Source organism: Demequina litorisediminis (genome assembly GCF_030161615.1).
Lineage (GTDB): Bacteria > Actinomycetota > Actinomycetes > Actinomycetales > Demequinaceae > Demequina > Demequina litorisediminis.
Genome location: NZ_BSUN01000001.1, coordinates 2,509,171 through 2,530,932 on the forward strand (window position 1 = coordinate 2,509,171; position 21,762 = coordinate 2,530,932).

Annotated in this window: 26 protein-coding genes and 7 pseudogenes; 11 read left to right on the plus strand and 22 right to left on the minus strand. The window is 68.7% G+C overall.

All coding sequences use genetic code 11. The features are described 5' to 3' along the window. Positions 1–2 precede the first annotated feature (2 nt). A complete protein-coding gene (locus tag QQK48_RS15335; protein ID WP_284329022.1) occupies positions 3–1,178 on the minus strand; it encodes a transglutaminase domain-containing protein in 1,176 nt (391 codons plus the stop codon). 156 nt (positions 1,179–1,334) lie between these two features. Here QQK48_RS15335 and QQK48_RS15340 point away from each other — a divergent pair, with 156 nt between their 5' ends. Continuing rightward, positions 1,335–2,339: an FUSC family protein gene (locus QQK48_RS15340; protein ID WP_284329023.1), complete on the plus strand. Its 1,005-nt coding sequence runs from the start codon at positions 1,335–1,337 to the stop codon at positions 2,337–2,339. 135 nt (positions 2,340–2,474) lie between these two features. On the opposite strand, the gene QQK48_RS15345 is transcribed toward QQK48_RS15340, so the two are convergent. The 5 genes from QQK48_RS15345 to QQK48_RS15365 all read right to left on the minus strand — a co-directional run bounded on the left by QQK48_RS15345 (position 2,475) and on the right by QQK48_RS15365 (position 5,251). After that, positions 2,475–2,570, minus strand: a complete 96-nt coding sequence (locus QQK48_RS15345) for an Ltp family lipoprotein (protein WP_284329024.1) — start codon at positions 2,568–2,570, stop codon at positions 2,475–2,477. Beyond that, positions 2,557–2,997, minus strand: a complete 441-nt coding sequence (locus tag QQK48_RS15350; RefSeq protein ID WP_284329025.1) for an Ltp family lipoprotein — start codon at positions 2,995–2,997, stop codon at positions 2,557–2,559. The genes QQK48_RS15345 and QQK48_RS15350 overlap by 14 nt, the downstream gene beginning before the upstream one ends. A 315-nt stretch (positions 2,998–3,312) precedes the next feature. After that, positions 3,313–3,591 (minus strand): hypothetical protein, encoded by a 279-nt coding sequence (locus tag QQK48_RS15355; protein ID WP_284329026.1) that lies wholly within the window; start codon positions 3,589–3,591, stop codon positions 3,313–3,315. Continuing rightward, positions 3,578–4,663: a nicotinate phosphoribosyltransferase gene (locus QQK48_RS15360; protein WP_284329027.1), complete on the minus strand. Its 1,086-nt coding sequence runs from the start codon at positions 4,661–4,663 to the stop codon at positions 3,578–3,580. The genes QQK48_RS15355 and QQK48_RS15360 overlap by 14 nt, the downstream gene beginning before the upstream one ends. Positions 4,664–4,681: 18 nt before the next feature. Further along, a complete protein-coding gene (locus tag QQK48_RS15365) occupies positions 4,682–5,251 on the minus strand; it encodes a YdeI/OmpD-associated family protein (protein WP_284329028.1) in 570 nt (189 codons plus the stop codon). A gap of 54 nt (positions 5,252–5,305) precedes the next feature. Here QQK48_RS15365 and QQK48_RS15370 point away from each other — a divergent pair, with 54 nt between their 5' ends. The 3 genes and pseudogenes from QQK48_RS15370 (at position 5,306) to QQK48_RS22200 (ending at position 6,843) form a co-directional block, all read left to right on the plus strand. Continuing rightward, positions 5,306–5,488, plus strand: coding sequence for a hypothetical protein (locus tag QQK48_RS15370; RefSeq protein WP_284329482.1), 183 nt, complete (start codon positions 5,306–5,308; stop codon positions 5,486–5,488). Positions 5,489–5,546: 58 nt separating this feature from the next. Then, positions 5,547–6,092 (plus strand): annotated as a pseudogene (locus QQK48_RS22195) (DUF222 domain-containing protein); the annotation flags it as partial. Then, entirely contained in the window at positions 5,980–6,843 is an 864-nt protein-coding gene (locus tag QQK48_RS22200; protein WP_284329426.1) for an HNH endonuclease signature motif containing protein, read from the plus strand. The pseudogene QQK48_RS22195 and the gene QQK48_RS22200, both read left to right, overlap by 113 nt. A 144-nt stretch (positions 6,844–6,987) precedes the next feature. Here the strand turns inward: QQK48_RS22200 and QQK48_RS20505 are convergent, their stop codons facing one another. From QQK48_RS20505 to QQK48_RS22210, 11 genes and pseudogenes are all read right to left on the minus strand, one after another. Further along, the gene (locus QQK48_RS20505) at positions 6,988–7,287 is read right to left on the minus strand and encodes a fibronectin type III-like domain-contianing protein (RefSeq protein WP_348523670.1); all 300 of its coding nucleotides are present in this window, start codon (positions 7,285–7,287) and stop codon (positions 6,988–6,990) included. Further along, entirely contained in the window at positions 7,253–8,086 is an 834-nt protein-coding gene (locus QQK48_RS20510) for a glycoside hydrolase family 3 protein (RefSeq protein WP_348523671.1), read from the minus strand. The genes QQK48_RS20505 and QQK48_RS20510 overlap by 35 nt, the downstream gene beginning before the upstream one ends. Next, positions 7,968–8,618 (minus strand): glycoside hydrolase family 3 C-terminal domain-containing protein, encoded by a 651-nt coding sequence (locus tag QQK48_RS20515; protein ID WP_348523672.1) that lies wholly within the window; start codon positions 8,616–8,618, stop codon positions 7,968–7,970. The genes QQK48_RS20510 and QQK48_RS20515 overlap by 119 nt, the downstream gene beginning before the upstream one ends. Then, positions 8,605–8,775: a hypothetical protein gene (locus QQK48_RS20520; protein WP_348523673.1), complete on the minus strand. Its 171-nt coding sequence runs from the start codon at positions 8,773–8,775 to the stop codon at positions 8,605–8,607. The genes QQK48_RS20515 and QQK48_RS20520 overlap by 14 nt, the downstream gene beginning before the upstream one ends. Continuing rightward, on the minus strand, positions 8,772–9,296 hold the full coding sequence (locus QQK48_RS20525) for a glycoside hydrolase family 3 N-terminal domain-containing protein (RefSeq protein ID WP_348523674.1): 525 nt from the start codon (positions 9,294–9,296) through the stop codon (positions 8,772–8,774). Before QQK48_RS20525 ends, QQK48_RS20520 begins: the two co-directional genes overlap by 4 nt. Continuing rightward, on the minus strand, positions 9,290–9,652 hold the full coding sequence (locus tag QQK48_RS20530) for a glycoside hydrolase family 3 N-terminal domain-containing protein (RefSeq protein ID WP_348523675.1): 363 nt from the start codon (positions 9,650–9,652) through the stop codon (positions 9,290–9,292). Before QQK48_RS20530 ends, QQK48_RS20525 begins: the two co-directional genes overlap by 7 nt. Further along, positions 9,649–9,921, minus strand: a complete 273-nt coding sequence (locus tag QQK48_RS15390) for a hypothetical protein (RefSeq protein ID WP_284329029.1) — start codon at positions 9,919–9,921, stop codon at positions 9,649–9,651. Before QQK48_RS15390 ends, QQK48_RS20530 begins: the two co-directional genes overlap by 4 nt. Beyond that, positions 9,918–10,733, minus strand: coding sequence for a beta-galactosidase (locus QQK48_RS15395; RefSeq protein WP_431308436.1), 816 nt, complete (start codon positions 10,731–10,733; stop codon positions 9,918–9,920). Before QQK48_RS15395 ends, QQK48_RS15390 begins: the two co-directional genes overlap by 4 nt. Further along, a pseudogene (locus QQK48_RS22205) lies at positions 10,722–11,059 on the minus strand (beta-galactosidase); the annotation flags it as partial. The gene QQK48_RS15395 and the pseudogene QQK48_RS22205, both read right to left, overlap by 12 nt. A gap of 115 nt (positions 11,060–11,174) precedes the next feature. Next, a pseudogene (locus QQK48_RS15405) lies at positions 11,175–11,297 on the minus strand (beta-galactosidase); the annotation flags it as partial. A 97-nt stretch (positions 11,298–11,394) separates the two neighbouring features. Next, positions 11,395–11,878, minus strand: a pseudogene (locus QQK48_RS22210) (beta-galactosidase); the annotation flags it as partial. Positions 11,879–11,937: 59 nt separating this feature from the next. Between QQK48_RS22210 and QQK48_RS15415 the strand changes: the two are divergent. Continuing rightward, positions 11,938–14,295 (plus strand): glycosyl hydrolase family 95 catalytic domain-containing protein, encoded by a 2,358-nt coding sequence (locus tag QQK48_RS15415; RefSeq protein WP_284329030.1) that lies wholly within the window; start codon positions 11,938–11,940, stop codon positions 14,293–14,295. A 1-nt stretch (position 14,296) separates the two neighbouring features. Beyond that, the gene (locus tag QQK48_RS15420; RefSeq protein WP_284329031.1) at positions 14,297–14,899 is read left to right on the plus strand and encodes a YesL family protein; all 603 of its coding nucleotides are present in this window, start codon (positions 14,297–14,299) and stop codon (positions 14,897–14,899) included. A 409-nt stretch (positions 14,900–15,308) separates the two neighbouring features. On the opposite strand, the gene QQK48_RS15425 is transcribed toward QQK48_RS15420, so the two are convergent. From QQK48_RS15425 to QQK48_RS15445, 5 genes and pseudogenes are all read right to left on the minus strand, one after another. Beyond that, on the minus strand, positions 15,309–15,932 hold the full coding sequence (locus tag QQK48_RS15425; RefSeq protein WP_284329032.1) for a type 2 periplasmic-binding domain-containing protein: 624 nt from the start codon (positions 15,930–15,932) through the stop codon (positions 15,309–15,311). Positions 15,933–15,965: 33 nt separating this feature from the next. Next, positions 15,966–16,694, minus strand: coding sequence for a type 2 periplasmic-binding domain-containing protein (locus QQK48_RS15430; protein WP_284329033.1), 729 nt, complete (start codon positions 16,692–16,694; stop codon positions 15,966–15,968). Positions 16,695–16,843: 149 nt separating this feature from the next. Next, on the minus strand, positions 16,844–17,719 hold the full coding sequence (locus tag QQK48_RS15435; protein WP_284329034.1) for a carbohydrate ABC transporter permease: 876 nt from the start codon (positions 17,717–17,719) through the stop codon (positions 16,844–16,846). A gap of 87 nt (positions 17,720–17,806) precedes the next feature. Then, entirely contained in the window at positions 17,807–18,067 is a 261-nt protein-coding gene (locus tag QQK48_RS15440) for a hypothetical protein (protein ID WP_284329483.1), read from the minus strand. Between the two features lie 61 nt (positions 18,068–18,128). After that, positions 18,129–18,452 (minus strand): annotated as a pseudogene (locus QQK48_RS15445) (sugar ABC transporter permease); the annotation flags it as partial. A gap of 639 nt (positions 18,453–19,091) precedes the next feature. Between QQK48_RS15445 and QQK48_RS20540 the strand changes: the two are divergent. The 5 genes and pseudogenes from QQK48_RS20540 to QQK48_RS15460 all read left to right on the plus strand — a co-directional run bounded on the left by QQK48_RS20540 (position 19,092) and on the right by QQK48_RS15460 (position 21,715). Beyond that, positions 19,092–19,633, plus strand: a pseudogene (locus tag QQK48_RS20540) (hypothetical protein). Then, a pseudogene (locus QQK48_RS20545) lies at positions 19,599–19,847 on the plus strand (sodium-dependent transporter); the annotation flags it as partial. The pseudogenes QQK48_RS20540 and QQK48_RS20545, both read left to right, overlap by 35 nt. Continuing rightward, complete coding sequence (locus tag QQK48_RS20550; RefSeq protein WP_348523676.1) at positions 19,840–20,718, plus strand: SLC5/6 family protein; 879 nt, start codon at positions 19,840–19,842, stop codon at positions 20,716–20,718. The pseudogene QQK48_RS20545 and the gene QQK48_RS20550, both read left to right, overlap by 8 nt. Then, complete coding sequence (locus QQK48_RS15455; RefSeq protein ID WP_284329035.1) at positions 20,715–20,870, plus strand: methionine/alanine import family NSS transporter small subunit; 156 nt, start codon at positions 20,715–20,717, stop codon at positions 20,868–20,870. The genes QQK48_RS20550 and QQK48_RS15455 overlap by 4 nt, the downstream gene beginning before the upstream one ends. 161 nt (positions 20,871–21,031) lie before the next feature. Continuing rightward, entirely contained in the window at positions 21,032–21,715 is a 684-nt protein-coding gene (locus QQK48_RS15460; RefSeq protein WP_284329036.1) for a transporter substrate-binding domain-containing protein, read from the plus strand. Positions 21,716–21,762: the final 47 nt, after the last annotated feature.

Consider the following 21,762-nt stretch of genomic DNA (forward strand, 5'->3'; position numbering starts at 1 on the left):
GCCTAGGAGAAGCGCGACATCTCGCTGTCCACGACCCAGTCGGAATCCACTGTCCGCGAGGCGAGCGCGGGGTCGTCGGGGGAGAGCATCAGATAGTCCTGCACCAGGCCCGATGCGCCCTCCGCGTCATCCCAGGTGGTGTCGACCACCCACCACTGGCCGTCGACGAGGACCCGGTTCCAGGCATGCCCTCCCACCGTCATTCCCGACGATGCCGTCCCGGTGACCTGGACCGCCTCGAGCCCTGCGGCATCGGCCATCGCGAGGAAGGCCTGCGCGTAGCCGTTGCACACCGCCGTGCGGCTCGCAAAAATCCCGTACGCCTCCTGGGACTGCTCCACACGCGCGCTGCTGACGTCACCCGCCTGGATCAGCCCGTAGGCCTCGTAGTCGTACTCGGCCAGTCCCACGATGTAGTCGTGGATGGCTGTGACCTTCTCACGCTCGCTTGAAGCATCGGCCGCGCCGGAGAGTGAGAGCCCGGCCTGGACCGCGGCGTAGGTGACCGTACGGCGATGCTCCGCCTCCTCGTCGCTGTACACGTACTCGGGCTCCAGGTAGACGCGGTGACCGTCGTCCAGATACGTGCCTCCACCGCCGAACGCATACGGGTTCTGCACGTATGCCTCCGTGTAGGCATCGAACACGCCGTCCTGGCCCACCTCGCGCGCCCAGGTGGTGACGTCGATGCGCCGCTCCTGCGTCAGGAGCCCCTCCTCGATCCGCCGCACCAACTCCGTGGTGCCAAAGGTCGGGTAGCCGCTCACGGGCGTCTCGACCGAGGCGAGGTCGGCCTGCGTTGGCGGCTCGATGACGTACGGCGATCCCCAGCCGCCAGCAAAGGAGCCCCACTCCGGCAGATAGCCGAGGTTGCCGGCCCACCGATAGGCGTTGAGCGCGACGATGACGATCGCCAGCACTATCAGCACCGTGCGTCCCGTGTTGCGGCGCCGCGGCTCAGGCGCGGTCCACGCGAGCGACGACGCCACGCCGGGGGAGTAGACCGCACGTTCGATGCCGGTGGCACGATCGCGGGTGCGCGGCGTCCAACGGTAACCATCCCAGTACCGCTCCAGGCGCGTCTCCGAGGGATCGGGCAGCCAGCCCGGCGCAGGCAGACGCGGCCCAGGGGTGCGACTCGAAGCGTCGTCGTCGCGCCCGTCCGGATAGAACGTCACGGTGGAATGGCCCCCTCAGGCGGCGCGCGCGGCGCCTCGGTGAGGACTGTACCGGCGCACGTAGGGCCCCGATAGGTTCGTGTGAGGAACCCGTGATCGCTTCGCCGCTGGAGCCCCCGACGGGACGTGTGCCGGTGCATGCGCCATGATGAGCGCATGACGCCGCCCTCAGGTCTCGCCTGGACGTGGAGTGGAGCCGCGCGTGGCCTGGTGCTCGCGCTGCCCAGTGTGGTGACGACCCTTGCCGTTGACCCGCGAACCGGGCTCGCTCTCGCCGTGGGCGTCCTGCCTTCGGCGGCTCTCGGGGTGAAGACGTCGCACCGTGATCGCTCGGTATTGTTCGGGGTCGGCGTGCTCGCGGGCCTGTCGCTGTGGCTCGGATCGCTCGTAGCCTCGCTCCCCGTGCTTGCCGTGGTCCTGGTCCTGGGGCTCAGCATCGGTGTGGCGTGGCTGGTGGCCGTGTCTGGGCGGCCGATGGCCAGGCTGGCTTTGATGCTCGGCCTCCCGCTGTACGGGGCTGGCCTCTCTGCGGAGGCGCCGAGCACGGCGCTCGCCGGCGCGAGCCTGATGGTCGCTGGCGCTGTCTACGCGATGGCGGTGTCCTGGGCGTGGCCCGGCGGCAATGCACCCGCAGATCCGGGCGGGCCTGCCCCAGGCGCGCGAGGCTCGACCGCTCCATCCCGGCGCGGCATGCTCGTCTACGGCGCCCAGGTGGGCCTCGCGGGCGCGGTCGCTGCGGCGTGCGGCTTTGCGATGGGTGTGGATCATCCGGGCTGGGGTGCGACCGCCGCCATGCTGGTGAGTCGGCCGGACCCGCACGCCTTGCGTGCCCGTGCGTGGGGGCGTGGACTGTCCGTCCTGGCAGGTGGCGTGGTTGCCGCCGCCATCATCTCGATGCAGCCGGCGGCGGGCGTGGTGGCAGCCGCGCTCGCGGTGCTGCTCGCGGTGGGCACGGGTCTCGCTGGCAGCCGCTGGTACGTGTTCCCGTTCTTCTCCACCGTGGTGGTGCTCTCCTTGCTGGGCATCGGCGCACCAACGACGGCCGAGCACTGGTTGGTGGAGCGGGTGGCGCTGACCTTGCTCGGTGTGGCCTTGGCGCTGGGGTCGGGGTGGGTCGTGCCGAGGCTCGCGGAGCGGGTTAACTCGAGTCTCGCTGGCTAGCCCTTCAGAGTGGCCGCCCCGCGGGTGTGGAGACCGCCGCTTGAGGGCGGCGTCCACACCAGACGGTTGGTAATGCTTCTGGCCTAGAGGCCCGCAGAGTCGGCGCCGAAGGCTGCCTGCTCAGACGTGAAGCCCTCAAACTCGAGCCTGGTCGATGAGGCCCGACCGTGAGAAGGAGGAAAGGTCGAGGTAGTTCTCGGCGCTCAGCGCTGCCTGCTCATTCCAGTCCACCTCGATGTTGTCGACGCCGTACTCCGCCTGCTCGGAGGTAAACCCTTCGAACTCGAGCCTGATCGATCAGGCCAGACTTCGAGAACGCCGAGAAGTCGATGTAATCCGTGGCGCTGCCTACGGCCTGCGCGTCCCAGTCGACCTCAAGAAAGTCGACGGCGAACTCTGCGTCGGCCGTCTCGTAGCCCTCGAACTCCAGTTGCTCGATCAGGCCCGAGCGCGAGAAGGAGGCGAAGTCAAGATACGACTCCGCCGAGCCGACCGCATTCGCCTGGCCAGCCGACAAGTCCGCGGTGGCAGCGCCGTCAGAGTCGGTGCTGTCGCCATCGAGCGCGCCTTCGAGCGCCTCGGTGATGTCATCGGTCACGTCCTCGATGGCGTCGGTGGCGGCATCCGCAGCCGCGGACAGGTCGACGTCGGGCGTCACCGAAGCCTTCACTCGATGCCACCACGTCCGGCGTCGACGAGCCAGCCGTGCCAGAATTCTCTACCGGTTCGCATGCGGAGAGCGCCAGCATCAACGCGGCGCCGCTCAGGACGCCGGTCCACGTGCGGCGGTTCAGGAATGCCTCAGAAATAGTCATGTTTCCCCCAGACTTGTGAGTCGTTCCCCAGCGGGAACTGCCGCCCAGAGTAAGGCGGCGACCTGAGATTACGACGCCGCGCTGACACGCCTCGCCCATGCTGAGGGTTTCGTCCCGCGACGTCCGAAAAGTCCCCCAGAAGAAGTGGTCAGAGCGCCTCAGGAAGCGTCAGTCCGGCTGAACTCTGCGAGTTCCGCGGACACGCTCACCGGTGCAGCGTCCTCGCTTCGCCCCAGAGCCCGCAGCCGCGGCGGAAGTGAGGCGAGTCCCTCCGCGCACCGAGCCCGAGCATCGGCCAGTGAGCCGAAGCCGGTGCCGTCGAGACGGCGACCGTCGGCGATGACCTGAGCGAGCATCGGCCTGCCGTCGATGCGCGTCTCCGCTGCGAGCCCGACCGTGTCACCCAGGATGAGCCCGTCCCGTTCAGTTCGCCACACCTGCTTGCGCCCGGGCAGCGAGGCCTTGCCGGGCGAGAGTTTCTGCACCGGCCTGCCGTCGTACTCGACCAGGCTTGTAGACGGCGCTGAGGGCGGGAGCATCGGCGGAAACACCCATCTGCGTGCCGACGCCGAACGCGTCGATCGGCGCACCCGCCTGGAGCAGGTCGGTGATGCGGTGCTCGTCGAGATCGGAGCTCGCGACGATGCGCACCTCGTGCAGTCCGCCTGCGTCAAGGATGGCCCGCACCTGCGCCGACAGCGCCGCCAGATCCCCCGAGTCGATGCGCACGCCCAGGATGCTGATGCCCTCGGCGGCGAGTTCGCGCGCCACCTCGACCACGTGACGTGCCCCCTGCAGCGTGTCGTACGTGTCGATCAGCAGCACCGACGCCTCGGGGAAGTCGCGGGCAAAGGCGCGGAACGCGTCGCGCTCGTCGGCGTAGGACATGACGTACGCGTGCGCCATCGTGCCGCTCAGCGGGATGCCGTAGCGCTTGCCTGCGAGGACGTTGCTGGTGGCCGATGCCCCCGCCAGGTAGGCGGCGCGGGCCCCCGTGAGGGCGGCCTCGGGCCCGTGTGCCCTGCGGGCCGCGAAGTCAACAAAGGTACGGTCGCCGCAGGCGAGGGCCACGCGAGCGGCCTTGGACGCGATCGCTGTCTGGTGCCCGATGAACGTCAGCAGGGCCGTCTCGACGATCTGCGCCTCGATCAAGGGCGCGGTGACGCGGACGAGAGGCTCACCAGGGAACGCCACCTCACCCTCCGCCATCGCCCACACGTCTCCCGTGAAACGGAATCCCCGCAGGTAATCCAGGAAATCCGTCCTGAAGGTGCCGAGGCTCGCGAGGTAGTCGACGTCATCGGCCGTGAAGCGCAGGTTCTCGAGATACTCGAGAGCGTCGGCGAGACCGGCCGTGACCAGGAACCGGCGCTCAGGCGGCAGGCGTCGGACGAACAGGTCGAACGTCGCCGGGGCCGTGCGGCCCTGCGCGAGGTGGCTGGCCGCCATCGTCGGCTCGTACTGGTCGGTCGTGAGCGCGCTGGCGGAGGCGGCGTCCTGGGAAGGCATGAGGTCAGTCTGGCAGGGTCAGTCGGGGGTGACCTGCCCCACCGTCTTGGCGATCCGTGCCAGACGCTTGGCTGCATCGGGCGCGGTGGTCACCTGGTGCAGGAGGGTGAAGCGTTCCGCGCGTGGCAGGGCACCGAATGCGGCCGATGCTCCAGGCACCGCCGCGAGTGCAGAGACGAGGTCCTCTGGCACCGTCATCGTGGCCTGACCCGCGTAGGCGCGGTCCCAGCGGCCGTCCGCCTTGGCTCGGTGAATCTCCGCCTGCCCGCGTGGGCGCATCCTGCCCTGATCCGTGAGGGCCGCGACAAGGCCAACATTGCGCTGGGACCAGATGGACCGCGCGCGCCTGGGCGTGAAGTGCTGCTGAAAGGTGCGCTCGTCGAGGGAGCGCCGGCGGCCGTCGATCCAGCCGCTGCACAGCGCCTCGTCGAGGGCCTGGGCGTACGTGACCGTCGTGTCCGGCGAGCCCGCCTTCTTCGTCAGGGTGAGCCAGACGCCGTCGGACGTGTCCTCATTCTCGTCGAGCCAGGTGCGCCAGGCCGATGCGTCAGCGACGGTGAGGCGTGGGGGCTCAGTGGGGGAGGCCATGAGGTCATTGTGGACCAGCGCCGCAATGTCAGACCCCTCTGATGTGATGGAGTCATGACGTTGACAGCGACCGAGATCGAGCGGGTGAGTTCCCTGATCCAGGGGCTCATCGACGCTGACGTCTCCGCGCTGTCGCGCGACGCCCTGCTCGATCAGGCTCCAGGCCGTTGGGCGGCTCGAGAAGGTCGCGGGCGCGCTCGGGTCGAAGTACGCGGGCGAGGTGGCGCGGCGTTCTGACCCCGCCGAACGCGGTGGCGGCTTCGCGCGGCGCGAGGGCCACGGCAATGCGGGCGGCATGGTGTCGCACTTCACCGGCGGATCGCCTGGCCGTGCGAAGCGATCCATCGAGGCGGGCGAAGCGTTCCGCCTCGTGCCCGTATCGCAGGCGGCCGATGCTCCTGGTCAGGTTGGCGGGGTCAGTGGCGGTGGTGAGGTCGCCGGTGGCGCCGGTGGCTTGGGTGGCGTTGCGCCGCAGGTGCGGCCGCGATTTCCGTTGGTGGCGGCGGGACAGACGGCGGGCGACCTGTCGGTCGAGATGGCTGCCGTCATCGTCCAGGGGCTCAAGTTGCTCGAGGGACGAGTCGACGATGACTACCTCGCGCGTGTGGAGGCGACGTTTGTCGCCAAGGCTCGTGAACTGTCCGTGGCACGCATGAAGAAGGCCGTCGCGATGGCCATCGCGCGCGTGGACCATGCTGCGCTTGTGGAACGCGAGCGTCGTCACCACGATGAGCGGTACTTCTGGTGGAAGGAAGACGTGTCCGGCATGGTCACCTTCCACGGAAACATGGACGTGGTCACCGCCGCTCCGATCATCGAAGTCCTGTCCCAGGCTCTCGACGACAGAGATCCGCAAGCAGGGTCGCCAGGAGGACCCCGCTGCCGAGACGCGCACGGTGGGGCAGATCCGTGCGGACGCGCTCCACACCCTTGCGCGCCACGCGCTCGGGTGTACGCAGATGCATCAGAGCGGTTTTCGCACCACGCTCGTGGTGCGTGTCGACCAGCGGGTGCGGGAGCGCGGCGAGGGCGTCGGTTCCATCGACGGCATCGCCACGCCTGTGTCCTTCGAGGCGGTGCGACTCCTGAACGGAGACGCCGGCATCATCGCCGAGATCCTGGATGACGACGGCAACGTGCTTCGCCAGGGTCGCAGGCGTCGCGGTTTCACGTTCGCACAGCGAGTGGCGCTGGCCCACCGTGACGGCGGATGCGCACGCTGCGGCGCGCCCGTCTCGCACTGCGAGGCGCACCACATTCGGTGGTGGGAGCACGGCGGCGCTACCGACATCGACAACGGTGTGCTGCTCTGCACCCGATGCCACCACGACGTGCATCGCTACGGGTGGCGCATCGATGTGATCGGCGGAACCGTGACGTTCACCCCGCCAGGCGGAGACGACGCGACGGCATTCGTGGGAGGCAACGCTGCGCTCGCCATCGACCTTGACCCACCTCCCCGAGACGACTGGGAGACCTTCCGCGACGACGCGCTCATCGCCGAGTGGCTAGCGAGCACGCCCGAACGGTTCGACGACCCCTACCCGAGCCCCGAGGAACACGACCGAGCCAACGCGCTGCTCCACGCCTGACACGGGCCGGAGAGGGGTCCGTCGACGTTGTGCCCGTGCACGCCTCGTCGGACCTGCGCCTGTTTCCGCTTGCCTATGCCCGTGCCCCGTGCCCCGTGCCCCGTGCCCCGTGCCCCGTGCCTGTTCCTGTGCCTGTGCCGTGCGCTACGCGGTGTGGACCGTGAGTTCTGCGGTCGGGCGGAGGTATCCGGCCGATGGCCCCGCCGCCAGCCCGTAGCGTCCCGCCTGAACACGCAGGGCACCCTGGTGGAGCCAATCGTCGACCGCGCCCTCCAACCGCAGCGTGTCGTCCCACACAGCCAGCCGCGACAGGGGGAACTCGAGATCCACCACGGTCGTCTCGCCCGGCTCGAGCCGCACTCGCTCGTACGCCACCAGCAGCCGTAGGGGAGTCGGAATCGGCAGGGCCTCATCGCGCACCACGTACAGGCTGCACGAGTTCATCGGCGCTTCGCGTCCCGTCGTTGCTGACCGAGACCTTCGCGCGCACCGTCGGCTCGCCGTCGCGGCAGCGGAAGGAGGCGTGGGTGTGCGTCGGCGCCGGCGCCACCACAGACACAGGCGATGCCACAGGCCCCGCCGATGCCACAGAGACAGCCGACACTGCGGACGCGTCAGACCCTCCAGAATCTTCGGCGACCACGCCCCATCCCGCGTCCGCATCGTCGCCCGCGGCGCCCGGACCAAACGTCACCGGCCCGTACGTCACGTCGCCGTAGGTGCAGCCGTGGCCGAACGGGAACAGGTGCTCCGCGGGCTGGTGTCGGTACGTCGCCTGCTGCCGCCACGTGTCGTAGTCGAACAGGTCGCCGGCCTGCTCGGGGGACGCAGGCCACGCCTGCGCAAGCCGACCCGTCGGCTCCCGGTCTCCCGTGAGGACGTCCACGACCCCGTGGCCCAGTTCCTGTCCGCCGTGGCTCGACCACACGACCGTCTCGGCCTGCGCAAGGTCGCCGCCGAGCACGTAGGGGTAACTCGACACGATCGTGAGCACGGTGGCGGCGTTCACGCCCCGTGCCGTGCGCCAGACCTCGGCCGCGGCCTCGGGCAGCCACAGATGAGGACGGTCCTCGGTCTCGCGCCCCGCGAGGTGCGGGTCATTGCCGACCGCCGCGACCACCACGTCAGCGGCCGCGGCGGCCCGCGCCACCTCGGCAGCGCCGGACGTCACCACGCGCGCGGTGAAGCGCTCCGCGTCGGCAAGCGTGACGGCATCGGCCGCGAGAAGGCCGTTGTCGCGCATGGCCCGAACCCAGCGGCCCGAGCCAAGGTGAAGCAGCGACCAAGCGCCGTCGGCGTGCACGTGACGTCGGAAGGCTCTCCTGGACCACCCAGCCGCCCACGCGAGTGGCGTCGGCACGCATCGGCCACGCACCTCCGGTCAGCAAGTTGCCGCTCGCGCGCGACCGCAGCGAGAGGAGCCCGTCGCCCCAGTCCGTGACGTCCCACAGCGCGGCGTCGGCGCCGCCGTCAGCACCATCGGCGAGCACGGCGGATCCTTCTTCATCGGTCGCCAGGTAAGCCCACGACGAGTGTGCTCGCAACGTGACGGTGTCCGCCCCGGTGGCCACCTCGACCGTTGCCTCGGGATAGCGCTCGCGCAGCGCGGCCCCGATCCCGACGGCATACGGCGGCGTCCCGGAGTACCAGTCCGTGAGCACCGCATCGGCCATGGGGCCCACCACCGCGACGCACGACGGCGCGGCCAGGGGCAGCACGCCCGCGGCGTTGCGCAGCACCACTACGGACTTGCCTGCGGCTTCACGCGCCACCACGGGCACCCGGCCCGTCGATGTCCGCGGCCGCAATGCCTGCGTACGGGTCCTCGGCGCCGTCGAACTCGCCGGTGCGCAGCCGCATCTCCATGAGCCGTGTCACGGCCGCATCCACCGTCGCGGTGTCGAGCGAGCCGTCGGCCAGCGCCTGCGTCACGTAACTGATGGTGGGTTGCGCATCCGCGTCGTTGTCGGTGAACGAGTCGAGCCCCGATCCGAGCAGGCTTCGCCGCGGCCTCGACGTGACCGGCCACCTCGCGCTGAGTCGTCACCAGGAACGTGGGCGCACCCGCATCCGACACCATCGTCTGAGACTCCGGAGCCCACGACCGCGCCTCCGCCACCAGGCTCAGGCTGCGTGTGGGCCGCCGTGCCGTTAACCCGGTTGTAGGACAGCATCATGCCCGCGCCCACTCCGGTCTCGATCGCCTCACGGAACGCAGGCAATTCCTCCTCGTGGAGCGTCCTGAGTGACATCTCGGAACTCGTGACCGAGCGATCCGTCTCATTGGAGTAGCCCAAGAAGTGCTTGAGCGACGGAGCCGTGCGCCACACCAGAGGGTGCCGGCCGCGTAACCCTTGCGCATACGCGGCGCCGAACAGCCCCGTCACGTGCGGGTCCTCCGAGTACCCCTCCTCGTTGCGACCCCATGCGGGATGCCGCAGCGTGTTCACCACGGGCGCCCACACATTGAGGCTGACCAGGGGTTCTCGGACCGCTTGGCCCGCACCTCGGTCGCGGCGACCGCACCCACGCGTTCGATCAGGTCGGTATCCCAGGTCGCGGCCAGCCCCACCGGCTGCGGAAACACCGTGGCGTTGCCCATCCATGCCGCGCCATGGAGCGCCTCGCAGCCGGTGCGATACTCGGAAACCCCCAGGCGCTCGACGGCGGGCATCGCCTGATGCAGCATCGCGACCCGTTCCTCGGGGGTGAGTCGCCCGACGAGGTCGCGCGCCCGCTCTTCGATGCTGAGCGACGTGTCGCCGAAGGGCAGGAGGGCGACGGCGGTGTCGTCGATGGTCGAGGTCATGCGTGATCTCCTTCAATCAGGGCGAGGACGTCGCCGGCCCGGAGGACGGCCTCGCCCTCGAACCGTGTCCCGGTGAGCAGGTCGTGATGCGGCGACGAGAGGCCGATGCGTGCCTCACCCTCGCCGTGGTGGAGCAGAAACAGGATCGAGCCGCGGCGGATCGCCTCGACGTCCTTGGGCGGTGCGGCGCCCTCGGCGAGCGGGCTTGTCACCCCGGCCTCGATTACCGCTCGGCCGATGACGCGGTCGAGTAGCCCGTCGGACATCACCGCCCCGAGGTACCAGGCCGCGCCTGTGGTACCGGGGTGCGGCCCGCGCCTTCCGCGGCGGCGGGGGTATGGCGCGTGAGGGCGGGAAGCCCGGCCAGGACGCCCTCGCCGAACGTGGCCAGCACCTCGGCGCCATCGGAGCGAAGTCGCTCGCCAAGAATCGAGGCGGCATCTGTGGCATCCGTGGCGCCCGCTGAACCCGCTGCACCTGAGCCGCGGTCACCACCCGCGCCGCGGTCATCACCCGAGCCGCCGTCATCGCCCGAGCCGCCGTCATCGCCAAAGACGAGAACCCCGCCGCCCTGCGGCGTCACCTCCACACGCGTGTCGCCGTCGGGCAACGCGCACCACTCCTCGCCGCTGACGCCGAGGGTGTCGCGAAGGAGCACGGGGGAGCGTCCCTGCAGGATGTGTCCGCGGTCATCGGCGACGCCCGAGTACGGCCCCACCACCACGGTGGCGCCGCGGGCGACGGCTGCCTCGAGCCCCGCGGCGGCATCGGGCGTCAACACGTACGAGTGCGGCACCAGGATGAGGTCGTACCCGCCGAGGTCCGCGCCAGGCGCCGCCACGTCGGTCGCGATGCCCCGCCGCCACAGGGCGCCGTGCCAGCGCGCGAGTTCCTCGACGGTGTCGAGCCGGGACGTGGGTCGTCCGGGCTCCGAGGCCGCCCACCACGAGGGCCAGTCGAACAGGAGGACGGCCCGCGCGGTCACCCGTTCGCCCACGACGGGCGCGAGGCGCCGAAGGTCGGCGCCCATCGCCGTCACAGTCCGGAACGTCTCCGTATCCGCGCCGGCGTGGGGCACCATCGCGGAGTGGTGGCGCTCGGAGCCGTAGCGCGACTGCCGCCACTGGAAATAGCAGATCCCGTCTGCGCCCCTGGCGACCGCCTGCAGGGAGTCGAGCCGTGCCCGGGACGGAGACTTAGGCAGGTTGTGTTCCCGCCACGAGGTGGCCGATACGGCCTGCTCCATCAGCATCCACGGCTGGCCCCGCGCAGCGAGCGCATCAGGTCCTGCACAAGCGCCACGCGCTGCGGCGAATCCGCGCGCGCATGGTCGGGATACTCGTCGTCGGCGACGACGTCCACGTGCTCGGCCCACGTCCAGTAGTCGGCGTGAGCGAAGATCTCCATGAAGTTGGTGGTGATGGGCTGCGTCGCCCCCGCCGCACGGATCGCCTCGCGCAGGCTCGCGATAGCAGGCGAGCAGGCGATCCGAGGTGTAGCGGCGGAAGTCGAGTGCCTGGGTGGGGTTCGCCACGTAGGGCATGGCGCGGGGAGGAAGCACGTCGTCGAACGACCGGTACCCCTGCGACCACACCGCGGTGCCCCACGCCTCGTTGAGCTCGTCGATGCTGCCGTAGCGGCGCACGAGCCAGGCGCGGAACTCGCGTGCGGCCTCGTCGCCGTAGTCGAGCCTGCCCGTACTCGTTGCCCACGTGCCACATCACCACCGCGGGGTGGTTGACGTAGCGCTCCGCCAGGTCGCGGGTGATCGCCAGCGCGTGCTCGCGGTACACGGTGGAGGCGGGCGAGAACTGGTTGCGTGAGCCCGCCACGAGCCGCACGCCGTGCGCGTCGACGGGCAACGTGTCGGGGTGGTCGATGCCGAGCCACGGCGGGGGAGAGGCCGTGGGTGTCGCGAGGTCGACGTCGATGCCGTGCGCGTGCAGCAGATCGAGGATGTCGTCGAGCCATTGCCAGTGCCGTTCGCCGGGGCGTGGCTCGATAGTGGCCCATGAACACCCCGACCGTCACCAGGGTGACCCCCGCCTCGACCATGAGGCGGACGTCCTCGTCCCAGGTGGCGCGTGGCCACTGCTCGGGGTTGTAGTCGCCCCCAAAAAGCAGGCGAGAGCCGCCGATGAGGGAGGTGCCTGCCTGCGAGGTACCCGCCTGGGAGGTGCCTGCAGGCGCGGTGCCGGGCCGTGGGGCCGCGTCGGGAGTGGTCATGACGTCCTTGTCGTGTCAATCGTCGAAGCGCTTCAACGATTCGAGCCTATACTACGAGCGTGACCACGTCGACGTCGTCCCTCGAGTCCGCCCACCTGCTCCGGTCGAGCGCCCCCGCCGCCCGCTGGCTCGACGCCTATCCGGTCGGCAACGGGCATCGGGCCGCCATGGTCGCCGGACGCCTCGGCTCCACCCGACTGTGGCTCAACGACACCACCGCCTGGTCTGGACCTGCTCCTGGCGGCGCGCTGCGGGGCCTTCCGGCGGACGGCCCCGCCATCCTGGCCGCCATCCGCGCGGCGATCGCACGCGGCGACATCGGCGAGGCCGAACGCCTCGTCGCCACCCAGCAGACACCCTGGGCTCAGGCGTTCCTGCCTGTCGCAACCCTCGACATCACCGTCGAGGGCCTTCCCGCGGCCGATGCGGTGGCCGGCTTCACGCGCACGCTCGACCTGCGGACGGGGGTTGCCGAGCATCGGTACGTGGCGGGCGGCGTTGCCGTGACGCACCGCACGTGGGCGTGCATGTCGACCGGCGCCCTCGTCCATCATGTGGTGGCCGATGCGCCCGTGGTGCTGCGCGCCGTCGCGTCGAGCCTTCTGCCCGTCGCCACCGCGTCCGAGGACGCTGGGGGCCTGCGGCTCAGCCTCGACCTCCCCGTTGACGTGGCCCCAGGGCACGAACAGCCCGAAGATCCCATCCGGTTCGATCCCGACCGCGGCCGCACGGGCGAGTTCCTCCTGCGGGCGATGACTCCCGCGGCGCACCTCGACCTTGAGGCGATGGCGCTCACCACGGCGAGCACCATGGAGCATGTGCTGCTGGTGGGCACCGGCACGTCGCCCGCCATCGCGGAGGGCATCGGCACCGGTGCTGCGACCGTGGTGGGCGCCGCGCAGACGGTGGGTGACGCCGACGCCTTGCTCGCTCATCACGTCGCCGCCCACCGCGAGCAGTACGACCGCTGCGAGCTCGTGCTTCCCGCGCGGGCAGACGCGCTCGGGCTCGACACGGTCGACCGCATCGGCCGCCAGCAAAGCGTCCCGGACCCGGGCCTCGTCGCCCTCGCGTTCCACTACGGCCGCTATCTCTTGATCGCCTCATCGCAACCCGGCGGCCTGCCCGCGAACCTCCAGGGCATCTGGAACGCGGAACTGCCCGGCCCCTGGTCGAGCGCGTACACCACCAACATCAATCTGCAGATGGCGTACTGGCCAGCCGAGGTCACGGGGCTCACGGAATGCCTCACCCCGCTGACCGATTTCGTGGAACGCGTCGCCGCGACCACGGGCCGTGAGGCCGCCCGGGTCCTGTACGGCGCCGATGGCTGGCTCGTCCACCACAATTCCGATGCCTGGGGGCACGCGGCCCCCGTGGGCGACGGTCACGGCGACCCGGCCTGGGCGTTTTGGCCCCTGGGTGGGGTGTGGCTCGCGCACCACCTGTGGGACCGCTATCTCTGGGGCGGCGACTTGGCGTGGCTACGCTCTCACGCCTGGCCCGTCCTGGAAGGTGCGGCACGGTTCGCCGCCGACTGGATTCAGACCGACCACATACGCGCCTGGACCAGCCCGTCCGCCTCGCCCGAAAACGCCTACCTCGATGCCGACGGCCTCCCGCGAGCGATCACGGAGTCCGCCACGATGGACGTGGCGCTGCTGCGCTCACTGGCCACGGTCTGCGCGGCGGCGGCCGATGCCCTGGACGCCTCCTCGGAGGCCGTCGACCGGCTCGTCGACCTCGCCACGATGCTTCCCGACCCCCGCATCGGACCCTCGGGCGCCGTGCTCGAGTGGGCCGAGGATCTGCCGGAGGCGGAGCCGCAGCATCGGCACCTGTCCCACCTCGTGGGGCTGTTTCCGTTGGCGCAGATCACTCCCGACGCCACGCCGGCGCTCGCGGACGCCGCCGCCGTGTCGATGGCGGCGCGCGGGCGCGAGTCCACGGGGTGGGCGCTCGGATGGCGCATGGCGATGGCCACCCGCCTCCGCGACCCGGCTCTGGTGGAGGAACACGTGCAGATGGCGCTGCGGGCCGCGGAAGGCGCCCTCGACGCGGCCGAGCATCGCGGAGGGGTCTACCCCAACCTGTTCAGCGCCCACCCGCCGTTCCAGATCGACGGCAACATGGGTGTGACCGCTGGCGTCGCCGAGGCGCTCCTCCAGAGCCACGGCGGCGTCTTGCGGCTCCTGCCAGCGCTGCCCGGGTCGTGGCGAGACGGCTCGGTGCGGGGCCTCAGGGCGCGTGGCGGTGTTTGCGTCGATCTCGCGTGGACAGACGGCGCCATCGCGGTCGCGACTCTCACCGCGGAGGCGGCGGGTACCGTCTCCATCGTTGTGCCCAGCGGCGAGCGCCGCTCCGTGACTCTTGCGGCGCGTGAACCGCTCCGCCTGACCTTCCCTGGAGGCTCCTGAGATGCAGATCGACCCCGGCGGACGCACCTCGCAAGGCATCACGGGCTTCCTCGAGTTGGTCGCCCTCAACGTGGTCTACCTCGTGTGCTGCATTCCCGTCGTGACCATCGGCGCCGCCACTAGCGCGCTGCTCGAGGTGATGATGCGCTACTCGGATGATGAGCGTGGCAGGCCGCTACCGGACTTCTTTCCCGCGTTCAAGCGCAACTTCGTGCCCGCCACGCTCGCCATGCTGATGCTTGCCGTGCCTGCGGTCGCACTGGTGTTCGTGGCCATTTTCTGGTTCTCGCAGCCCACGATCCTTGGCACCATCGCCGGAGGTGTGTCCGCATTGGCCGCCGCCTACGCCGCGACCGCCTTCATGTACGCCATGGCTCTCGTGGCGCGCTACCGCAACACGGTGCGCCGCACGGTGGTGAACGCGCTGCTCCTGCCGGGGGCGGAACCTCTGCGCACCTTCGCGCTTGTCCTCGTTCCGGTGACGGTCGTCTCGCTCCTCATCATCTTCCCGCCCTTGTGGTTCCTGGTATTGACCATCGGCTTCTCGTTCGGTGCCTACGGCACCTCGTTCTTGCTGCGCGGCGTCTTCACCCGGCAGTCCTGACAGCGCCAACCCCGACAGCGCCAACCCCGGCCCGAGGGCGCCCACCCGACGCTGTGGGGCCCCGGCACACATGACGATGCCCCGGGGGCGAACCCCGGGGCATCGTGTGGTGAGCGTCGCTCAGCGACCCGTTACTCGAACTCGGCCGCCATCGCCACGCGGGCGTCGTTCTGCGCCTGCGCGTTGGCCATGTCGACCTCGAGGACCTTCGCGTAGCCCAGGCCCTCCGCCTTCGAGATCAGTTCGTCGAGGAGCGACTGGAACTGCGCGTCGTCCTTGGCGAAGGCTCATCTGCCACGAGTAGGTGACGATGACGTCCTTGATCTGGTTGCGTAGCGTCTCGATCTCGGCCTGTCCGCCGGGGCGGTGTAGGAGGCGCCGGGCGCCACCGTGATCTGACCGGCGTTCGTCAGGTACTCCATGGTGCTCGTCGAGTCGTCCATCTGCGCGGACCAGTCCGACTGCAGCGGCGTCTCGGTGAGCCTCCTGGTACGACGGCCAGAACTTGTAGGCGAACGGGAAGCCCGTCGCCTGGTCGGTGTCGTTCGGCAGGACCACGGACACGTTCAGTGCGGACGTGCCGTCGATGTAGCTGCCGCCGCCCCAGTCCTCGGGGACCTGGCCGTCGCCGGACAGGAACACTTCCTGGCCAAAGTCGGTCAGCCTGCGGTTCACCGTTGGTGCCCATCTCCCAGGTGAGGCCCTCGGGGCCCGCGGCGCCCATGGTCTGGGAGTTGTTCATGTAAGTGCCGTCGGGCGAGTACAGCCAGTCGATGAACGCGGCGATGCGCTCGGGGTCCTCGGCCTGCGAGCCGATGGCGAGCACCTGCTTGCCGCCGTACGCCTCGGCGCCGTAGGAGAACACGTTCATGTCGTCCATCGGGGCGATCATGAAGCCCTTGCCTGCCTCGGTGTTGCCCTCGGTGTTGTACGCGGACTGGCCGAGCCACGGCCACCAGGAGAACAGCACCTGTCCGTTCTGGAACTTCGAGAACAGAGTGTCGTAGTTCTGGGTGGTGGATTCGGGGTCCACCAGGCCCAGGCTGGTTCGCCTCGTAGTAGAACTTCAGCGCCCGCACGTACTCGCCGTCGGGCTCGAGGATCGACTGGAAGTCGGAGCCATCGGCCTTGGCGAGGACAAAGCCCAGGCTCGTCGTAGCCGTAGAACGTCACGGGCTGCTTGGCGTTGTTCATCATGTTGCCGTCCCAGTCCTTGAACAGGGACAGGGCGTACGCCTTCTGGCCGTTGTCGCCCTCGGGCTGGAGATCCTGCATGTCTTTGAGGACGGGCAGCAGGTCTTCGAGCGTGCTGATGTTCGGGTATCCGAGTTCCGCGTACAGGTCCCAGCGCACAAAAGGTCCGAAGGTGGGGTCGAGGCCCTCCGACGACTGCGTGGGAGGGATCGTGGAGATCTGCGTGGGGAGGCCGTAGATGCCGTCCGCGTTCTCGTTGAGCCTTCTGGACGGCCTTGTCGAACACGGCCGCGTTCTCCATGGAGCCGTAGTAGTCGCTGGCGTCGGCGACGAGCCCGCCCTCGATCAGTTCGTCGAGCTTCTCGCCCTTGTCGGTGATGATGAGGTCACCGAGGTCTCCTGCCGCCACGCGGGTGTTGTAGAGGGTGTCTCCACCGCCGGCGACGTTGGGGGCGATGATGTTCAAGTTCATGTTGAACTTGTCCTTCACGACCTTGGCGAACCAGCCCTCCTGCATTCCCATGTAGTTGGCGAGGCCATCGAACACGTCGATGGTGATCTCCTCGTCCCAGGCTCTCGGGGAAGGCGGCGGTGGCGGCATCGGCCGAGGTCCCGTCGCTGGTGGTCTCCTCGGGCTCGTCCGAGCCGCAGGCTGCCAGGGCCCCCGCGGCAAGGAGAGTGGTGGCGGTGAACGCCATCGTTCTCTTCAGGCTTCATTGCTTTCCTTTCCGGTGTTTTCCTGCGGTGGTGTCAGCCCTTGACCGCGCCGAGCATGATGCCCTTGACGAAGTAGCGCTGGAAGAGGGGGTAGATGAAGATGATCGGCAGGATGACGATCACCGACACGGTCATGCGGATCGAGGTGGGGGTCTGCGTTGACGCCGCATCCGCGATCGAGGAGAGGTTGCCGCCCGCGTTTTGGGCGGCCATGGCCAACGAGTTGGCCTGGTTGATGAACATGTACAGCAGGTATTGCAGGGTGTAGAGGCTCTGATCCGTGATGTAGATCAGGGTGTCTTGGAACGAGTTCCACTGGGTCACTGCCGCGAAGATCGCCACCGTCGCGAGGATGGGCGTCATGTTGGGCAGGTAGATCATGAAGAAGGTGCGCAGCACGCCGGCGCCATCAACCTCGGCGGCTTCCTGGAGTTCGCGCGGCATGCCCTCGACGTAGGTTTTGACGAGCACGATGAAGAACGGCTGGACCACGAAGGGCAGCACGTACACCCAGAAGTTGTTGGTCAGTCCCAGGTTCTTCATGATGATGAACATCGGGATGAGGCCCGCGCTGAAGTACATCGTGACCACCACGAAGCGGTACCAGAAGCGCCGTCCCCACATCCGGTCCTGGGTGAACATGAAGCCAAGAAAGGCGGAGGCGAGCACCGTGGCGACGGTGCCGATGACGGTGCGCGCCACGCTGATCGCCGCGGCGAGCGGAAGCCCGTTGGCCTGGAACACCTGCTCGAAGTTGGACAGGTGGAAGCCCACGGGGAAGAGGCGGACGTCGCCTAGCGCGGAGACGTCGTTGGCGCTGACCGAGTTGATGATCAGGTAGTAGAACGGGTACGCGCAGATGACGACGAGGAGCAGGAACACCGCGTAGTTGAGCGTGGAGAACGTCATCTCGCCCAGGGTCTTGCGGGGGCCGATGCGGTGGTCGCCTTCGCGGTGCCGGGTGAGGTTTGGGTGGTGGTGGTCATGGCGGCCTCCTCAGACGAGCGACTCGCCGCGCACGCGCTTGGCGATCCCGTTGACGGTGAACAGCAGGGCGACGGAGATGAGCGACTTGAGCATGCCGATCGCGGTCGCCATCGACAGCGAGTTTCCGGTCATGCCGACGTTGTAGACGTACAGGTCGAGCACCTCGATGTGTTCCTTGTTGAACGCGTTTTGGAACACGTAGTACTGCTCCATGCCGTTGTTCAGGAGGTTGGCGATCGACAGCAGCAGGAGCACCAGGTAGGTGGGCATGAGCCTGCGGGATGGTGATGTGGCGCATGGTCTGGAACCGGCCGGCGCCGTCCATCTTGGCGCTTTCGTACAGTGCTGGGTCGATGCCCGAGATGGCGGCGAGGTAGATGATCGCTCCCCATCCGAGGCCCTTCCAGATGCTCCATCCCGTCATGGCGAGCCATACGTGTTGGTCGCTGTCGAGGAAGTTCACGGGGGCGGTGATCATTCCCGAGTCCATGAGGATGTCGTTGACGAGTCCCGTGGAGGAGAACATCGCAAACGCGATCATGTAGACGAGCACCCAGGAGATGAAATTGGGGAGCGTCGTGAGGGTCTGCACGGCGTTGCGGAACCACGGGACGCGGACCTCGTTGAGGAACACCGCGAAGATGAGCGGGAGCACCGAGGTGAGGATGCCGAGGAAGGCGATGGCGAGGGTGTTGGTGAGGACCTGAAGGATTTTCTCGAGCCTGGGCGGGGGAGTTCACCAGGAGCTCGAACCACTGAAGGCCCACAAACTCGGAGCCGGACAGCCCCAGCGCGGGCTTGTAGTCGTACAGCGAGTAGATCCAGCCATACAGGGGGAAGTAGGCGAAGAGGAAGCACAGGACGAGGAACGGCGAAATGAGAAGCACCAGGCCGAGGGACTTTTTGCGGCGCCTGGGCGGCTCATTCTCGGTCGAGGAGTGGCTCTCCATCTGGTGAGCTCCGGCCTCGCGGACCGTGATCTGGCTCGTCATCGCGTCGTCTCCAGACGATGCGCGGGGGTCAGGGCGTGCCCTGTGTCCATTGCTCACTCCCTCGTGGTTCTGGACTTCTGCGTCCGCCTTCGTTGGCGTTGGCAACAATCGAATCGCTTCGATAAAGGTAAGCGTGTCGAAGCGCTTCGTCAATGACCACAGGTCACAGGAGGGTAACGATCGACGTCCGTTATGGGCGAATTACCCTGCGCGGCGCCGCCCTCACCCGCGCTACCGTGGTGCCAGTTCAGGCTCCGACTGGCCGGTGCGCGACGCCCGGCCCCAACCCCGCGAGGTGGCGCATGGCACGCGACGGTGGCGCTCAGGTCAAGGACAAGCGCGAGCATTGGTCCGGCCAGACGGCCTTCATCCTGGCGGCTATCGGCTCAGCGGTGGGGCTGGGCAACATCTGGCGATTCCCGGGCGAGGCGTACGACCACGGCGGGGGAGCGTTCATGATCCCGTACCTGGTGGCGCTCGTGACCGCGGGTATCCCCATCCTGCTCCTGGAGCACGGCATCGGCCACCGCTTTCGCGGCTCCGCGCCGCTGGCTTTCGCCGCATCACCAGACGGGCGGAAGGCGTGGGCTGGTGGCACGTGGCGATCTGCTTCGTCATCGGGCTCTACTACACGGCCATCATCGCCTGGGCGCTCAGTTACTTCGTCTTCGCCTTCGACCTCTCCTACGCCGATGACCCCACAGGCTTCTTCCAGCGCGATTTCCTGCAGCCTGGCGCAGCCCGGCTTCAGCCTGGACTTCGTGCCCGGTGTGCTGATCCCGCTCGCTGCCATCTGGGTCGTCACCATCGTGGTCTTGTGGCTCGGCGTCGCCAACGGTGTTGAGCGGCTCAACGTGGTGGGCATCCCGCTGCTCGTGGTGACCTTCTCGGTGCTCGTGGTGCGCGCCCTGTTCCTTGACGGGGCGGCACAGGGGCTCGACGCCCTGTTCACCCCGGACTTCGCGGCGCTCGCCGATCCCGACGTGTGGATCGCTGCGTACGGACAGATCTTCTTCTCGCTGTCGCTCGCCTATGGCGTCATGATCACGTATGCCTCCTACCGGCGCAGGCGGTCCAACATCACCAGCCCCGGCCTGGTCGTGGCATTCGGCAATAGGCTCCTTCGAACTGCTCGCCGGCATCGGAGTCTTCGCCACCATCGGCTTCCTTGCGGCGCAGCAGGGCGTGGCGGTCGAGGACCTCGAGGGCCTGACGGGCGTCACGCTGTCCTTCGTCACGTTCCCCACCGTGATCGCACAGATGCCAGGCGGGGAGCTCTTTGGGGCGCTGTTCTTCGGCTCGCTCGTGATCGCTGGCCTCACGTCACTGGTCTCCGTGCTCCAGACCGTGTCGGCGGCGCTCCAGGACAAGTTCGGATGGTCGCCTCGGCGCGGGGCGCTGACCGTGGGGATTCCCTCAGCCGTCCTCTCGATCGTCGGATTCGGCACCACCACGGGGCTGTACCTCCTGGACGTGGTGGACCAGTGGTCCAACCAGTTGGGCATCGTCGCAGGCGCCGTCCTCATGATCGGCGCCGCGCTGTGGGTCGCCAGGCGTGGGCCCGAGTTGTCACGTCATCTCTCGGCCGTGTCCACCTTCGCGGTTGGCCGCACGTGGCGCGTGGTGATCAACCTCGTCGCGGTCCTGCTGCTGTACATGTTCGTGGATAAGTGCGTCATGCTCATTCGGGACGGCTATGGCGACCTGCCCACCTGGTATCTGGCTGTTTTTGGGTGGGGAACGCTGGGCTTCATCGCGGTCGTCGCGCTTGCCATGCCGGCCTTCAGGTGGGCCAAGGATCATGGAGAGTTCCACCCGTGGCCTTCGCGTGCGCAGTTGGGCCTTGCGCCGGAGCACGGCGACGCAGGCGTGCGGGAGGCCGATGCGGTCGACGGTCACGCTGCCGAGTCGCCTGGGGGTGTCGCATGAGTGGCTCCGCGGTGGCGCTGATGGTGGTGTCGATGGTGGTGATCTGGGGCGGGCTGGTGGCGTCGATCGTCTTCCTTGCGCGTCGTCCCGAACGCGAGGACTTGCCTGAGGGCGGCGAGGACGAACACGTGGTGGTGCCGCCGCACCGGTGAGTCCGAGCGATGGCCCGTCGCGTGGGCCACACGCGCGCCGCGGCGCCGTCGGCGGCACTATGCATAGGGATGTATGATTATGCGTACCGCGCGCCGCACGGCGGTGTGAGAACCACCCGCGTCCCCGCGAGTCACGCGCGCCCTTCCAAAGGAGATTCCTGATGCGCAAGCCTGCCCTCGTGGCCGCTCTCGCCACCACCGCGTTTGCCCTGACCGCCTGCACCACCGCGTCGCAGGACGTGGAGGCATCCGCCGACCCCAGCGCGTCGACGTCCGCTGCGGCGGGCTTCGACCTCGCCGCGATCGAGGTCAACGAGGAGGCTGCCGCGCTGCTGCCCGCGGATATCGTCGAGTCGGGAGTCCTGCGCGTTGGCATGGAGACCACCTACGCGCCCGCCGAGTTCCTCGATGCGGACGGCCAGACGCCCATCGGCTACGACGTTGACCTGTCGAACGCCATCGCCGCCTCGCTCGGACTCGAGGCCGAGGTGTCGACCGCAGCCTTCGACTCGATCATCCCCGGCATCGGCTCCAAGTACGACGCAGGGATCTCGTCGTTCACCATCACGCCCGAGCGCCTCGAGGTCGTGGACATGACCCAGTACTTCACCGCGGGCTCGTCGCTGGCGGTGCAGACCGGAAACCCCGCGGGTATCGACACCGCCAACCTGTGCGGCACCACCATCGCCGTGCAGACCGGCACCATCCAGGAGTCCGAGGCGGGCGAGATGAGCGCCGCATGCGAGGCCGATGGTGCCGACGCCATCGAGGTGCTGAGCCTACGACTCGAACGCCGATGCCGCGACCAACGTGGTCGGTGGCAAGGCAGACGCGCTCTTTGCTGACTCGCCCGTGGCGGGCTACGCCGTGAGCCAGGCCGCCGGCCGCCGAG